The sequence below is a fragment of the Candidatus Nitrospira bockiana genome (genome assembly GCF_965152565.1).
Window position 1 is genome coordinate 3,953,276 of sequence record NZ_OZ224215.1, and the last position, 13,990, is coordinate 3,967,265.

At 61.9% G+C, this 13,990-nt stretch carries 15 protein-coding genes and 1 tRNA gene; 1 reads left to right on the forward strand and 15 read right to left on the reverse strand.

The features are described from left to right. Positions 1–88 precede the first annotated feature (88 nt). From ACWHYV_RS19420 to ACWHYV_RS19440, 5 genes are all read right to left on the reverse strand, one after another. On the reverse strand, positions 89–1,573 hold the full coding sequence (locus tag ACWHYV_RS19420) for a hypothetical protein (RefSeq protein WP_447978138.1): 1,485 nt from the start codon (positions 1,571–1,573) through the stop codon (positions 89–91). Then, positions 1,563–2,300, reverse strand: a complete 738-nt coding sequence (locus ACWHYV_RS19425; RefSeq protein ID WP_447978139.1) for a PilW family protein — start codon at positions 2,298–2,300, stop codon at positions 1,563–1,565. Before ACWHYV_RS19425 ends, ACWHYV_RS19420 begins: the two co-directional genes overlap by 11 nt. Further along, complete coding sequence (locus tag ACWHYV_RS19430; RefSeq protein WP_447978140.1) at positions 2,297–2,740, reverse strand: type IV pilus modification PilV family protein; 444 nt, start codon at positions 2,738–2,740, stop codon at positions 2,297–2,299. The genes ACWHYV_RS19425 and ACWHYV_RS19430 overlap by 4 nt, the downstream gene beginning before the upstream one ends. A 72-nt stretch (positions 2,741–2,812) precedes the next feature. Further along, positions 2,813–3,244 carry a GspH/FimT family pseudopilin gene (locus tag ACWHYV_RS19435; protein WP_447978141.1) on the reverse strand — a complete coding sequence of 144 codons (432 nt, stop codon included), beginning with the start codon at positions 3,242–3,244 and terminating at the stop codon, positions 2,813–2,815. Between the two features lie 243 nt (positions 3,245–3,487). Beyond that, positions 3,488–4,255, reverse strand: coding sequence for a prepilin peptidase (locus ACWHYV_RS19440; RefSeq protein WP_447978142.1), 768 nt, complete (start codon positions 4,253–4,255; stop codon positions 3,488–3,490). Positions 4,256–4,423: 168 nt separating this feature from the next. On the opposite strand from ACWHYV_RS19440, the gene ACWHYV_RS19445 reads away from it, so the two are divergent. Continuing rightward, positions 4,424–4,678: a response regulator transcription factor gene (locus ACWHYV_RS19445; RefSeq protein ID WP_447978143.1), complete on the forward strand. Its 255-nt coding sequence runs from the start codon at positions 4,424–4,426 to the stop codon at positions 4,676–4,678. On the opposite strand, the gene rlmB is transcribed toward ACWHYV_RS19445, so the two are convergent. The 10 genes from rlmB to thrC form a co-directional block, all read right to left on the reverse strand. Next, positions 4,675–5,442, reverse strand: a complete 768-nt coding sequence (rlmB, locus tag ACWHYV_RS19450) for a 23S rRNA (guanosine(2251)-2'-O)-methyltransferase RlmB (protein WP_447978144.1) — start codon at positions 5,440–5,442, stop codon at positions 4,675–4,677. The two genes, ACWHYV_RS19445 and rlmB, sit on opposite strands and share 4 nt — an antisense overlap. After that, positions 5,417–6,889, reverse strand: coding sequence for a cysteine--tRNA ligase (gene cysS, locus ACWHYV_RS19455; RefSeq protein ID WP_447978145.1), 1,473 nt, complete (start codon positions 6,887–6,889; stop codon positions 5,417–5,419). Before cysS ends, rlmB begins: the two co-directional genes overlap by 26 nt. A 13-nt stretch (positions 6,890–6,902) precedes the next feature. Next, complete coding sequence (gene surE, locus ACWHYV_RS19460; RefSeq protein WP_447978146.1) at positions 6,903–7,769, reverse strand: 5'/3'-nucleotidase SurE; 867 nt, start codon at positions 7,767–7,769, stop codon at positions 6,903–6,905. Positions 7,770–7,875: 106 nt separating this feature from the next. Further along, a tRNA-Pro gene (locus tag ACWHYV_RS19465) sits at positions 7,876–7,952 on the reverse strand. 36 nt (positions 7,953–7,988) lie between these two features. Continuing rightward, positions 7,989–8,339 (reverse strand): MerR family transcriptional regulator, encoded by a 351-nt coding sequence (locus ACWHYV_RS19470; protein WP_447978147.1) that lies wholly within the window; start codon positions 8,337–8,339, stop codon positions 7,989–7,991. Positions 8,340–8,379: 40 nt separating this feature from the next. Continuing rightward, positions 8,380–8,655 (reverse strand): integration host factor subunit alpha, encoded by a 276-nt coding sequence (locus ACWHYV_RS19475; RefSeq protein WP_447978148.1) that lies wholly within the window; start codon positions 8,653–8,655, stop codon positions 8,380–8,382. Positions 8,656–8,751: 96 nt separating this feature from the next. Then, complete coding sequence (gene cimA, locus ACWHYV_RS19480; RefSeq protein ID WP_447978149.1) at positions 8,752–10,428, reverse strand: citramalate synthase; 1,677 nt, start codon at positions 10,426–10,428, stop codon at positions 8,752–8,754. Between the two features lie 4 nt (positions 10,429–10,432). Then, positions 10,433–11,665, reverse strand: a complete 1,233-nt coding sequence (locus tag ACWHYV_RS19485) for an aspartate kinase (protein WP_447978150.1) — start codon at positions 11,663–11,665, stop codon at positions 10,433–10,435. A gap of 4 nt (positions 11,666–11,669) precedes the next feature. Next, the gene (locus ACWHYV_RS19490; protein WP_447978151.1) at positions 11,670–12,902 is read right to left on the reverse strand and encodes a cofactor-independent phosphoglycerate mutase; all 1,233 of its coding nucleotides are present in this window, start codon (positions 12,900–12,902) and stop codon (positions 11,670–11,672) included. 10 nt (positions 12,903–12,912) lie between these two features. Beyond that, positions 12,913–13,971 (reverse strand): threonine synthase, encoded by a 1,059-nt coding sequence (gene thrC / locus ACWHYV_RS19495; RefSeq protein WP_447978152.1) that lies wholly within the window; start codon positions 13,969–13,971, stop codon positions 12,913–12,915. Positions 13,972–13,990 lie beyond the last annotated feature (19 nt).

Sequence of the window (13,990 nt, forward strand, 5' to 3'; positions counted from 1 at the left end):
TTTCTGAAACCATCTGACAAAACCGCCCGAATTCCCACCTCTTTTCGGAAATCATTTGAACGCCGCGCGCACAGAGGAATACTGTAACTCAGTGTTCTTTCAGACGTTCCCGGCAATTCCCGCCCACTCCCGTTTTTCCGAAATCATCTGACTGGTGACAGAGATAGACGACGGGGACGCCTCGGAAGAGACCTCGGCTGAAATCGTGGTTGTACCAAAGTTCGAGCGGCGTGGACGGGCTGGAGGCAGAGATTGCTCCCTCCACCATCAGCGCCCCAAACAGTCGTGGCCGGCCTTCATAGACCAAATCCCCGCTGATCGAGACAAAGCCGTTGAGATGGATGCCCGACAAGGTGACGGGAATGCGCGAAGCAGCTGACGACGAGCCTTCCTCGGGGGGACTCAAGGACGGAACGGACCTTCCCGGCCCGCTGACCTTCCAATGGACATGCGCATGAATGATGAAGAGACCTTCGGCATACTCGGTGTCGAACCGAATCGTGCCGAGATTGTCCGCCCGAGGCGGGAGACCATCCAACGTATCCACGAAGACAAGGCCTCGGTTGTCGCCGACACTAGCCGACCGCATGACCTCTTCGAGCTGCACACCCTGGCCCGATGACACGATCCCATTCGGATAGACGAGGCCGTCCTCCCCGAGCGCATAGTAGCGTCCATAGCGCATCGCATACTGTTTGAGGGTCTCGTACGGCAGGCTTTGATATCGAAGACCCGGGACAGGATCTTGGTGCGGGTAAACATTGGACGGTAGCGCGGCCGTGCCCGTCGAGTCGGGCGTCCATACGACGTCCCCGCCCGCCCGCAGGTCAAACCATCGATCTTCAGGATGACTCATCTCGGCATACGAGTGCCCAGTGACCGACGCCGTGGATGTCTTGACCGGAAGTTCCTCTCGCTTGCCCAGGAACACGGGCCCCTTCACAGCCACATCGCCCCAATGCACCCAGAGCGCCAGGGGGAGCAAAGGAGGCATTGGCGGGCGGCCGACCTGTACCCCGGCACGAACAGACGGCAGGGTAAGGGCACCGAGCTGGACTGATTGCGTTCTGCGGACTGCTTTCGCCTTTGCGGTGACTTCGACAGTGCACAACAGCCCCGGTCGCGAAGGAGCATAGACCTTGATTGTTTCCAAACGCCCGAGGTGGTTGAGGCCTTGAAGGAATCCGCTGGCGGGGTGGTTGAGCCACGCATCCTCCGTGGACAAGGAGGCGTTCAAGACCAGGTCAGGGTTTGACGCCGAGCCCGTGAACTGGGAGGCCCCGGAGCCATCGAAGTACGAGGGTGTACCGTCCGGTAGCTCGAAGCGCTTCGTGAGCAATGGGACTGCGGGCATCGGGCTCGAATCAGGTTGATGAAACCATCGTATGACCGCCTCGCTCCCCGCGTCCGCGAGAAACCGGGCAGCGGCTGCATCGGCCCGGGCGGAAACCTGCTGGATCTCTTGGGTCGCAAGGTTGATCGAGACCGTTCCGAGGAGTGTCAAGATCAAGACGACGAAGACCGCACTAAGGAGAACGCCGCCCCCTTCCGTCCCGAGGCCTTCAGTATCCACGTAACGCCACCTCCGTTATGAGCGCTCGGCGATCGTCGCCGACGCGCAGGGTAATGCCGACTCTTGCGATCCGCGCCGGATCGGTTGTCGGCTGTCCATCCTTGCCCAGGTAGACGAGACGGAACTCCGCCACCTCGCCGACGATCGTGTTCGCGCCCCCATCAACCATGCGCATCACGCTCGTCCTCCCGGACCGCCCCTTCCCAAGGTAATAGCGGACACGATTCGAGACGTAGACCTCGCTGCCGGCGGGAAAAGACTGCCCCAAAGGGGCAGTCATGCGGAGAAGGCCACGCGTTCCATCAGTCAGCAGCCCTTGCTCGACGCACCGCGGCCCCTCACACACGATGATCCGCTTGCCCTGCCTCCAGCCCTGCGCGTTGGCGACCGGCAGATCGACGGCAAGCCCCGTGACGGGGCCGCTGAGTCTGGTCACGAGGCCGTCAAGGTTCGCGAGGAACTCCACGGCCTGCGGCTCGGCGGTCAGGACGGCGTCCGCACCGGCCGGTGCCCCACTGCCTGCAAGACGGAGCTCCTCTTCGAGCACATGTACCCCGAGCCGCTGATCTTGATGGCGGCTCATCACGTGCTGCTGTGACGAGAAGCGGCGCTCAAAGTGCTCCGCCGCCTGGAGACTCGCCGAAAGGACGACGAATCCGGCTGTGGCCGCAATCATGACCTCGAGCAAGCAGATACCGCGATCGTCGCCAAAGAGGCTCATCATCATCGTCCGACTCCTGAACCGATGTAATTCGGGTTCGTTCTGACCGTTCCCACCGTGACGGCGCGCGGGCGCCCGCCGATCTGATAGGTGGCACGCGCGGTAATGATGACCACAGCCGCTGCCGGCAGCGGCCCAGTCGGGATCGGCTGTACGGTCCATTCGAGATGAACCGCGTCACGATCCACCGAGGCACTGTAGATACCGTCGCCCGCGACGTCCCCGTTTTGACCGTCATCGCGCATCTCGATATCCCAAGCCCCATCGAGATCCAAATCGTCGTGCAGCACCGATTCCCAGGCCACGCTTCGCTTGGCCTCCACGCGGGCCTCTGCCATCGCTATGGCACGGCCACCGTGGCCGCCATCTTGGAGGCCGCGGTCAGCCCACTGAAACATGCCGGTCACTCCGAGGATCGAGAAGGCAACCAGAACCATCGCGACCATCACCTCCACGAGACTGAACCCGTTTTCGGAGATCACTCCACGCCGTGTCCACATGCTTGCCAGCCACATCGCTCAAAGCGCCGCCACACGGCCGGTAATGCTGACGGTGACCTGCCACTGCTGACCCGTGCGAGAGGTGAGCGTGACGGTCGTCGGGGAGGCGGACCGCCCACTCGGGTAGAAGTGGACGACAGGACCATTCGAAGGTTGCTCGACCACCACCCCCGTCGTGTGGAAATCATATTGACGAAGCACCTCGCTGTTGCCGTCCGCCCGTTCTGTCCTGATTGCAGTGCGCGTCGCATCCAGGACGACACGGACCTTGACCCGGTGCGTCATCGCCAGATGTCGCGCCATGCGCAGCTCAGCCGCCAGGTCGCTCTGCACGGCCTTCCCTTGATAGCGGGTCGCTGCGGAGACCCATGGCTCACCAAGGCAGAGAAGAATCGCTACGGCCGCCATCGCGATGGTCACCTCGATAAGGGATGCTCCTTTGTCCGTCATGCGCCCTCCTCTCAATGTCGACTGGAGGACTATCAAAAGCCATGCCTTTACCGCGGCAAGGAAACCTGTAAGGACTACGAAGAGTGTTGGAGGGACCGGGAGACGGAACTGGCGACTTTCTACGCAGTTAGGACGAGGCACCCGGTCGAGCGCCAGCCCCAGATGGTGGGATGGATTCAGACTTACCGTTCCATTTGGATACAGTGATGACGGGTTGGATACGAACCGGCGATAAGAATGGCACTAAGAGAGGAGACCGAAGTACCAGTGGAAGAGCTCTTGATGAAAGAAGAGGGAAATGACGGCGCCTAAAGCCAGGAACGGGCCAAACGGAAGATATTGGTCACGGCGCATGATCTTGCAGGCGATCAAGGAGATACCGACGACCGCGCCGATGACCGCACCAATCAGAATCGTCAGCACGACAGGCTTCCACCCCAGGAACGCCCCGATCATCGCGAGCAGTTTGATGTCTCCGCCGCCCATTCCTTCCTTTCCAAAGAGATACGGGCTCACCACCGCGAGCGCCCAGAGAACGCCGCCCCCGAGGAGCATACCCGCCAGCGCCCCGATGAAACCAACGGGAAGAATCGTCGCTCCGGCGAGCAGCCCCAGAGCGATCCCTGGCAAGGTGATGCGATCAGGGATGATCTGGTGGTCCAGATCAATGAACGTCACGGTCAGAAGAGCGGACACAAGTATGGCATAGGCGGCGGCCGGCCAACCGAGGCCGAAGTGCCAGACGATCACGGCATAGCCGCTGCCGTTAAGGGTCTCGACGAGGGGGTATCTCCACGAGATTCTGGCGCTGCACCTTCGGCAGCGCCCCCTGAGGACCAGGTAGCTGATGACCGGGATGTTGTCGAGCGGCCCGATGCGGGAGCGACAGGCGGGACACCGGGACGGCGGCCAGGCGACCGACTCCCTTCGCGGCAGCCGATGAATGCAAACGTTGAGAAAACTTCCGACCAGAAGGCCAAGGACACCGGCGATCAACACCAGAGGCTCCATGTCTCTCCCCTGCAAGAAGAATAGCAGGGTTTCCTTAAGATCTTGTCGCCTACAACGCGACGGACACGCCGCCGTTACAAGGACGCTCTAGGGATTTGTCTGAATTTACATGCCGTTGGCTCCCTGAGATAATGGCTACGTAGTTCATCGTCTCGTCCGGGGCGTATTATGCAGAGAGCGGCGAAGGAGCGTAAGGAATCGACCCCCAAGCGCAAGCGGCCGGAAGCATTGACCAACCGCGAACAAGAAATTCTGCAACTTATTTGGTCGGGATTAAAGAACCGCGAGATTGCTCAGCGCTTGAAAATCAGCGTCAAAACCGTGGAGGCCCATCGGGCCACCATGATGAAGAAGGTCCGGGTCTCGAACACCGCCCAGCTGTTGAAAGCCGCCATTCAAGACGGCATGATTCAGATCCGCTAGCTCCGGCCCCGGCTTCGCTGCCTCACTGCTTCGAACAGGACAATCGCGGTCGCGGCCGAGACATTCAATGAGCCGACACGGCCGCGCATCGGGATGCTGACGCGAGCATCGCATTTCTCCAGCACGCCGCGACGGATTCCAGCGCCTTCCCCTCCCAACACCAAGGCCACCGGCCCACGCAAGTCAAGGGCGACATAGGACGCCCGGCTTTCGGGATCGAGGCCATAAATCCACAGCCCCCCGGCTTTCAGACGCTCGATGACCCTGGAGAGGTTGGGCACGCACGCAAGGTTGAGGTACTCCAACGCGCCCGCGGACGCCTTCGCCACGGCCGCCGTGGCCCCGACCGCGCGGCGATCGGGAAGAACCACGCCGTGGACGCCGGCCGCCTCCGCGCTTCGAAGAATGGCACCGAGGTTTTGCGGGTCCTGGACACCATCCAAAATGACGACGAACGGCGCTTCGCCTCGATCCTTGGCCGTCTGGAGAATCTCCTCGAGATCGACATACCGCTTCGCGCCGACGATGGCCAGAACCCCTTGGTGCCGGCCGTGCGGCACCATTCGGTCGAGCGCGCCCCGCGGTTCGAGGTGCACGGGAACGCCCGCGATCTTGGCCAGATGCGTGATCTCGGACGAGGCGTGATCGTGACGCGCGAGGAGGATGCGCAGGAGCGGGCGCGCGCGGGACCGAAGCGCTTCACGCACGGCTTGAAGCCCATAGAGGAGGTCCTTCCCTTCACCGCTTCCATCGACTGGTGCCATCCGGCCGATCCTCGATCGTGATACCGTGCTCGCTCAGAAGCTCGCGGATCTCATCCGCGGTGGAAAAATCTTTTCGGCGGCGCGCCTCCTGCCGCTCGCGCAGCTTGGCCTCGATCTGGGCCTCGGAGAGATGACCGGCGCCTCGGGCCTCCTTACGCTCATCATGCGTTTCCGGATTGAACTGCCACTCGGCCACCGGGAGTTGGAAGAGACCCAGGACGGCGCCGTGCTTCCGAAACGCGTCGCCCATTACCCGCCTGCCCTCTGATGACAGCCCTTGGGCGAGCAGCCGATTGGTCTCCGCCCGAAGGCGTTGGAAAGCGGCGAGCGCGGCCGGGGTATTGAAATCATCATCCATCGATTCTTCGAATGCGTGTCTCAGCGCCGCAATCTCTCGATCGACCGACCCTGGCGCCGTGCCGGTGGTTCCCTGCGGCTCTTCCAAGCGCTGGAACAGGCCATAGAAGCCGTCGACGGCTCGCTTTGCCTCTTCGAGCGCGAGATCGGAAAAATCGAGCGGGCTTCGATAGTGCGTCGAGAGCAAGAAGTAACGCAGCATCTCGGCAGTCACCGACTCCGCCCACCGGCTTTTCGCGAAGATTTCCCGGATCGTGAAGAAGTTGCCGAGCGACTTCGACATCTTTTCCTGATTGACGCGCACGAAACCGTTGTGGATCCAGTACCGAGCAAACGGCTTACCGGTCGAGGCGCTGGATTGGGCGATTTCATTCTCATGGTGGGGAAAGATCAAATCCTCTCCCCCGCCGTGAATATCGAACGTCTCGCCGAGATGCTTCATCGACATGGCGGAGCATTCGATGTGCCAGCCGGGGCGTCCAGGACCCCATGGGCTCTCCCATGCCGGTTCACCACTCTTCGCCGCCTTCCACAAAGCGAAATCCATGGGATGCCGCTTGCGCTCATCCACCTCAACGCGGGCGCCCGCTTGCAGCTCTTCAAGCTTGCGCTTCGACAGGGCGCCGTAAGCTGTGAACCGGTTCACGTCGAAGTACACATCGCCGTCGATCCGATACGCCACCCCCTTGTCCAGCAGCGACTGGACCAGCCGGATGATGTCGGGGATATGGTCGGTCGCTTTCGGCTCGATGGTCGCCGCGCGTACGCCGAGACGCGCCATGTCCTCATGGTAGGCCTCGATGTAGCGGGCGGTGACGGACTGCCACGGTACGCCCTGTTCCCGTGCACGATTGATGATCTTGTCATCGATGTCGGTGAAATTCTTGACGAACGTCACGGTGAAGCCGCGATGCTCCAGGTAACGACGCACGATGTCGAACACCAGCGCGCTCCGGGCATGGCCGAGATGGCAGTAGTCATAGACCGTGACCCCGCACACGTACATCCGAACGGTGCCCGGGACCAGCGGCTCGAAGATCTCTTTGCGGCCGCTGATCGTGTTGTGGATCTTGATGACAGCATCGCCCATCGATATCCTCGATTCACTGCTCGGCTGTTCCGCCTGTCCGTGGCCGCGTACCCACACTGCCTCCCGTCCGTGCCTGAGAGGCCGTCCTGGGCTTGCGCTTGGCGACGGTCTTCACATGACCGTTTCTACCTGCCATGAGCATTCCTTCCCAGGATTTCAGCCGATCGAGCGTCGCATAGTCCGTCATATCCATGTGGAGCGGAGTCACCGAGACGAACCCATGCCGTAGCGCCTCATGATCGGAATCTTTTCGACGTTCCCAGGAGACCCGTGTGCCGGCAATCCAGTAATACTTGCGGCCTCTGGGATCGACCTTTTCCACCACGGGGTTCAGAAAACGACGGCGGCTCAAGCAGGTCATTTTGATCCCCATGATGGCCGCTCTCGTTCGATCGGGCACATTGACATTCAAGAGCGTCTCCTCCGGCAAGCCGTTGCGCAGCACCGCCTCCGCGATCCGCTTGGCATAGAAGGCGGCGACTTGGAAGCGGTAACGGACGCCCCCGTCCTGCGAAATGGCGATCGAGGGAATTCCCAACAGCGTGCCCTCGAGGGCGGCCGACACCGTGCCGGAATAGGTCACGTCATCCCCGAGATTGACACCGCGATTGATGCCGGAGACGATGAGCGCGGGCGGACCCTTGAGCAGTTGGGTCACGGCGAGCACGACACAATCCGACGGCGTACCGTTGACCGCGTACACGCCTTTCCTGACCGCGGTGATGCGAAGCGGTTTGTGCAACGTGACCGAGTGTCCCACAGCCCCGCGCTCCCGTTCTGGCGCGATGACCACGACCTTCGCCAGCGCACGCATCGCGTCCGCCAATGCATGAAGCCCGGGGGAGGCGACGCCATCATCGTTGGTGACGACGATTACCATGAGGACCAGACAATAAAAAAAGCTGCCGCGGCAGCTTTTTTCAGCGCCGGATCGCGGTGAACCCGGCTTTTTGCGCTCGTGTTCGTAAGAGGACTGGACCGACGACTGGTCGGGGCGAGCCGATTTGAACGGCCGACCTCTCGCACCCCAAGCGAGTGCGCTACCAGGCTGCGCTACGCCCCGACACGTCGGTTCGCCATTTCTTGCCCGCAATGCGGCTCAACTGTCATAGGAGTCCATGATTTTCAAGATGGCGTGCAGCTCTCCCCGGATCCGGTTCGCGAGCTCCCGCGGGTTCGTACGCCGGCCAGCATGTCGATAGCGGCGCGCCATTGTCCGCTTCACCCCCGCGATCGTCAGGCCTTCGTCGTACAGCATCCGCTTGATTTCCAGGACTTGCTCGATATCGCGACGCACATAGAGACGCTGGTTCCCTCGGCTTTTCCGGGGCTTCAGAAAGCTGAACTCGGACTCCCAAAAACGCAGCACATACGCGGGAAGCTTCGTGATCTGACTGACTTCCCCGATTTTGTAGAAGACCTTACTGCCGAGCGGGGGGTTCGCCGCCATCACCGACCTCGTAAGGCTGTTCGGTGAAAACGCTCCCTCGCTACTGATTCACGTACTTCTTGAAGACTTGGCTGGGACGGAAGGTCACGACCCGGCGGGGGGTGATGCCGATCTCTTGGCCGGTCCGCGGATTTCGACCCTTTCGGGCGCCCTTGCTGCGGACCATGAAGTTTCCGAATCCAGCAATCTTGACTGATTCTCCCTTTTGCAGCACCGACTTCAGCAGATTGAGGATGAGCTCCACGATATCCGCAGCCTCCTTTTTGGAGACGCCGACCTTCTCAAAGATCTCATTCGCAATGTCAGCCTTTCTCATACCTCCTCCTGCTGGACGGGCGAGCCGTCGAAGGCGGCCCGATGTCGGCCTTCGATCCCAGATTTTCCAATAACTTAGGCGAGGCCACGGACCGTGTCAAGGAATTTTTTGCCCAGACGTCTCATCGTCGATCGGCATGAGCTTGTATTCGATGCTGTCCGCAAGGGCCTGCCAACTCGCTTCCATGATATTTTCCGAGACGCCGACGGTTCCCCATTTCTCTTTATGGTCGCCCGATTCGAGCAGGACCCGCACCTTCGATTTCGTTCCGCGATTCGCCGTGAGCACACGCACCTTGTAGTCCAGCAAGCTGACTTCCCGGAGTTGAGGATAAAACTTCTCGAGCGCTTTTCGCAACGCGTGGTCCAAGGCGTTGACGGGCCCGACTCCCACGGCCGCGGTGTGCTCGATCACTTCGCCGACTTTCACCATCACGGTCGCTTCTGAGATCGGCGCTTCATTCGCGTGCCGCTTCTCAACGATGACGCGAAATCCGAGCAATTCGAAGGACGGTTTGTGCCGGCCGACGGCCTTCCGCATCAGCAATTCGAGCGAGCCTTCCGCCCCTTCGAATTGGTATCCCTGGCTTTCCAGATCCTTCAATGTATCCAACAATTCTTTGAGCTTCGGATTCTGCTTCGAGAGCGGGATCCCGAACTCCTCCACTTTGGCCAGCAGACCGCTTCGGCCGGTGTACTCGGAGACGAGCATGCGCTGCCGATTGCCCACCAATTCGGGAATGATGTGCTCGTAGGTCGCCGGGTTCTTCTGCACGGCATGGATGTGGACGCCGCCCTTGTGGGCGAAGGCGGCATCGCCGACGTACGGCTGATGCTTGTCGGGGATGAGGTTGGCGATCTCGCAGACGAAATTCGACACCTCACGGAGTCGCGACAGTCGCCGGTCGCCCAAGACGGGCCGCTTCATCTTGAGCTCGAGGTTCGGAACGATGGAGCAGAGATTGGCGTTCCCGCAGCGCTCGCCGATGCCGTTGATAGTGCCTTGAACTTGCACGATGCCGGCTTCGATCGCGACCAATGAATTGGCGACCGCCATCTCGCTGTCGTTGTGGGCGTGAATGCCCAGTGGAACGGCGCATTCGCGCTTGACGGCCGCGCAGATCTCCTTGATCTCCCACGGCATCGTCCCGCCGTTGGTGTCGCACAGGATGATGCGCTCCGCGCCTTCTCGCACCGCCCGCAAGATCGTCTGCATCGCGTACTCGGGATCGGCCTTGTACCCATCGAAGAAGTGCTCGGCATCGTAGAAGACACGGCGATGCTTCGATCGAAGATAGGCGATCGACTCGCCGATCATGTCCAGATTTCGTTCGAGGGAGATGCCGAGCGCATCGGTGACATGCAGGGTCCAGCTCTTGCCGAACAGGGTGATGACGCTCGTATCGGCCAGCAGCAGCGCCTGCAGATTGTCGTCCTTCTGAACGGGATTGTCGGCCTTTCGCGTCGCCCCGAAGGCGACCACGGTCGCATGGTGCAGCGGCGTGGTCTTGATCGCACGGAAGAACTCGATATCTTTGGGGTTGGCGCCCGGCCAGCCGCCCTCGATGAACTGCACGCCCAGCTCATCGAGTTTTTGCGCCACCCGCACCTTATCTTCGGCTGAGAAACTGACGTCCTCGGACTGGGCCCCGTCGCGCAAGGTGGTGTCGTAGATTTCCAGTCCGGACGCTGCGCCGGGGGGAAGCGCGGACAGCGGCTGCGGGATGTGGATCCGAGGGCGCCGCGCCGAGGGCTGAGGTGGACGCTTTGGCATGATCTTAGACTCCCTGGGGCGGCGACTCGCTCAACCCGAACGCCTCGTGCAACGATCGGATCGCCAACTCCAGGTACTTTTCATCAATCACGCACGAGATCTTGATCTCCGACGTGCTGATCATCTGAATGTTGATGCCTTCGCGCGAGAGGACGTCGAACATCTTCGCCGCCACCCCCGAGTGCGTGCGCATTCCCACGCCCACCAACGATACCTTCACGATCGACTCGGTGACGGTCATCGACTTCGCCCCGATCTCCTTGACGATCCGCTGCACCAGATCGACCGCCTTAGGGAGATCGGCGCGCGGCACGGTGAAGGAGATATCCGTCAGCGCACCTTGTCCCACATTCTGGATGATCATGTCCACGATGATGTGCGCGTCCGCGATGGGACCGAAGATTCGCGCGGCGATCCCCGGCCGATCGGGCACGCCGACGATGGTGATCTTCGCTTGGTTGCGGTCGCCGGTAATACCCGAGACGCTCACCCGTTCCATGTCCGCATCTTCTTTTGCCACCAACGTTCCCTGCCCTTCTATAAAGCTCGATTGAACTTCGACCGGCACGCCGTACCGGGCGGCGAATTCGACCGAGCGGCTTTGTAAGACCTTGGCTCCCAGACTGGCCAACTCCAGCATCTCCTCATACGACACCTTGCTCAGCCGCCGTGCCGTCGGAACGATGTTCGGATCCGCGGTGTACACCCCATCCACGTCGGTATAGATGATGCATCGGTCGGCCTTGAGCGCGGCGGCGAGCGCGACGGCGGTCAAATCCGACCCGCCTCGCCCCAACGTCGTCACATCGGAGCGCTCGTTGATCCCCTGGAACCCCGCCACGATCGGAATGATCCCTTCCGCAAGCGCGCTCTTGATCCGCTCGGCCGTAATCCGGGCGATCCGCGCTTTCGTATGGGTGCTGTCGGTAATGATCCCCACTTGGCGACCGGTGAACGACTGGGCATTGACCCCACGCCCCCGGAGCTCCATCGCCAGCAGCGCGATCGTCACCCGTTCTCCGGTACTGAGCAGCATGTCCATTTCCCGCTCATCCGGATGGGGCGTCATCTCATGCGCGAGCTTGACGAGGCGATCCGTTTCTCCGCTCATGGCCGACAGGACGACCACGAGCTGATGCCCTTCCTTCTGGAATTTCACCACGCGATCCGCTACGCGGTGAATCCGTTCGACGCTGCCGACCGATGTCCCACCGTATTTTTGAACGATCAACGCCATGGCATCAGGACCGCGGGATCAGATGTGCGATGAGCTTGGTGGCATCCCGAGCACCCACCTGCCCGGCCTCCGCTTCCGCTTCGCAGAAATGCCGGCCGGGGCCGGGGCCGGAGACCGGTCCCTCATACAGCGCGTAGGGCCAGGTCAGACGTGCCGGGGCGTGCGCACCGCCGGCACAGCCATCGCACAGAACGAGAATGCGATGGCGGCCGAGCCTTGCCGCACCTGAGAGGAGGGGACCGACGACATGCGTATCGAACTCTTCGAGGCGTCTGACCTTCGCCTTGGCATCGTCAGCCTCGATGATTTCCGGTGGCATCCCGACGTGGAGGTACACGAGATCCTTTTTCGTCAACTCACGCAAGGCCGCTTCCCCGTGGCGCCGGAGATCGACCTCCCCTGGCGCCGAGGAATCGATGTCCGCCGCTTCGAGCCCTGCGCACACGGCTACGCCTCGATGGCCTTCACTTCCCGACACGACCACGCCGGTCAGGTGACGCGTCTCGGTCAGGGGCTCCAGATGCGGAGCGCGCCCTTGCCCCCACAACCACACACCGTTCGCCGGCTTGAGCCCGGCTTCGGCCCGCTGGTCGTTGACGGGGTGCGTACTGAGAATCACCAGCGCGGCGTCCATGAGCTTCCGCAAGATGTCCGACCCGTCCCCGGAGGGCAGATGGTCCGAAACCGACTTGCCGACGAGATCGTTGGGGTCGACGCAGGTCGCGCGGGCCTTTCCGCCGACCCACACCATAAAATGGCGCGACCCGACCCCGGGATAAAACTGAATCGTCTCGGAGCCCAACTGCTCGTTGATTGCCTCGATGAGCTCGCGTGCTTCCTCGTCCTCGAGCCCTTCGGCGGAGGCCGCCTCCAAGACGATCGTCGGGCCGAGCTTCTTGATCTCGGGGCGCGCCCCCTTCCCCGCGCCTGCACGAAAGGTCACCATATTGCACCGGTACACGACGTCCTGCTCACCGACCGCGATGCCCAGGCCTATGGCCTCGAATGGGGCGGGGCCCGGATAGGCCTTGCGGGGATCGTACCCGAGCAGGGACAAGGCGGTCAGGTCGCTGGTGGCCACCGGACTGTCCGGCGGCAACGTCGCGAGGCCCATTTCGCCAGCCGATGCGAGGCGATCCAGATTCGGCGTTACCGCGGCCTGCAAGGGAGTCTTCCCCCCCAATGCCGGGCTTGGCACATCGGCGAACCCCTCACCATGCAAGATCAGGTACTTCATGACCTCCCACTCACACGTTCAGCACACGCATCACGTCGTCCCGGGTCGCCTTCACGGTTTGCGGCCGTCGCGAGACGGAGATCGCGGTATCAGGATCTTTCAGGCCATGCCCGGTCAGGGTGCAGACCACGCTGTCCCCATCGCGAAGCAGGCCGGCCTGTTGGAGCTTCACCACCCCGGCGATCGATGCGGCGGACGCGGGCTCGCAGAACACCCCCTCCTCGGCCGCCACGAGCCCGTAGGCCGCGAGGATTTCCTCATCCGTCACCAGGTCGATGTGTCCGGACGATTCGTGTACTGCCTGAAGCGCCCCCTGCCAACTGGCGGGGTTCCCGATACGGATAGCCGTGGCAACTGTTTGGGGATCCTCGACGATCCGGCCCAGCACAATGGGGGCCGCGCCGGCGGCCTGATAGCCGATCATCCGTGGACGGCGCGAAATCTGCCCCGCCCTCTGATATTCGGTGTATCCCTTCCAGTACGCGGTGATGTTGCCGGCGTTTCCGACCGGCAGGACATGCAGCGTCGGGGCGGACCCGAGCTGATCGCACACTTCCATCGCCGCCGTCTTCTGCCCCTCGAGACGAAAGGGATTGATCGAGTTCACCAGCTCGATCTGCTGAGTCGCCGCGATCTCCTTGACGATGCGCAAGGCCTCATCGAAGTTCCCTTCGATCTGAATGACGAGAGCTCGGTGCATCATCGCCTGTGACAGTTTTCCAAGGGCGATCTTCCCGGCCGGGATCAAGACGTAGACGTCGAGCCCGGCATGGGCGCCATACGCCGCGGCCGAGGCCGAGGTGTTGCCGGTCGAGGCGCACATGACCGCCCGCGCGCCCGACTCGACAGCTTTCGAGATCGCCATCGTCATCCCGCGATCCTTGAACGATCCGGTGGGATTCGCCCCCTCGAACTTGAGGTAGAGATCGATGCCGGGGGCGATCTTCTTCGCGAGGCGCCGGGCGTGGATCAACGGCGTGCTCCCCTCCCCGAGCGTCACCACCGGCGTCTTCTCGGTCACCGGGAGAAACTTCCGGTACTCTTCGATGACGCCGCGCCAACGGATCATGGCCAACACCGATGAGGGA

Excerpts from the sequence above, each read along its gene's own strand:
- ACWHYV_RS19435 (WP_447978141.1), bottom strand. The coding sequence starts at position 3,244 with ATGACGGACAAAGGAGCATCCCTTATCGAGGTGACCATCGCGATGGCG.
- ACWHYV_RS19470 (WP_447978147.1), bottom strand. The coding sequence starts at position 8,339 with ATGGCGGCGAACCCCCCGCTCGGCAGTAAGGTCTTCTACAAAATCGGG.
- cysS (WP_447978145.1), bottom strand. The coding sequence starts at position 6,889 with ATGGGCGATGCTGTCATCAAGATCCACAACACGATCAGCGGCCGCAAA.
- thrC (WP_447978152.1), bottom strand. The coding sequence starts at position 13,971 with ATGATCCGTTGGCGCGGCGTCATCGAAGAGTACCGGAAGTTTCTCCCG.
- ACWHYV_RS19475 (WP_447978148.1), bottom strand. The coding sequence starts at position 8,655 with ATGAGAAAGGCTGACATTGCGAATGAGATCTTTGAGAAGGTCGGCGTC.
- ACWHYV_RS19485 (WP_447978150.1), bottom strand. The coding sequence starts at position 11,665 with ATGGCGTTGATCGTTCAAAAATACGGTGGGACATCGGTCGGCAGCGTC.
- surE (WP_447978146.1), bottom strand. The coding sequence starts at position 7,769 with ATGGTAATCGTCGTCACCAACGATGATGGCGTCGCCTCCCCCGGGCTT.
- ACWHYV_RS19425 (WP_447978139.1), bottom strand. The coding sequence starts at position 2,300 with ATGATGATGAGCCTCTTTGGCGACGATCGCGGTATCTGCTTGCTCGAG.
- ACWHYV_RS19445 (WP_447978143.1), top strand. The coding sequence starts at position 4,424 with ATGCAGAGAGCGGCGAAGGAGCGTAAGGAATCGACCCCCAAGCGCAAG.
- rlmB (WP_447978144.1), bottom strand. The coding sequence starts at position 5,442 with ATGGCACCAGTCGATGGAAGCGGTGAAGGGAAGGACCTCCTCTATGGG.
- cimA (WP_447978149.1), bottom strand. The coding sequence starts at position 10,428 with ATGCCAAAGCGTCCACCTCAGCCCTCGGCGCGGCGCCCTCGGATCCAC.
- ACWHYV_RS19490 (WP_447978151.1), bottom strand. The coding sequence starts at position 12,902 with ATGAAGTACCTGATCTTGCATGGTGAGGGGTTCGCCGATGTGCCAAGC.
- ACWHYV_RS19430 (WP_447978140.1), bottom strand. The coding sequence starts at position 2,740 with ATGGTCGCGATGGTTCTGGTTGCCTTCTCGATCCTCGGAGTGACCGGC.
- ACWHYV_RS19440 (WP_447978142.1), bottom strand. The coding sequence starts at position 4,255 with ATGGAGCCTCTGGTGTTGATCGCCGGTGTCCTTGGCCTTCTGGTCGGA.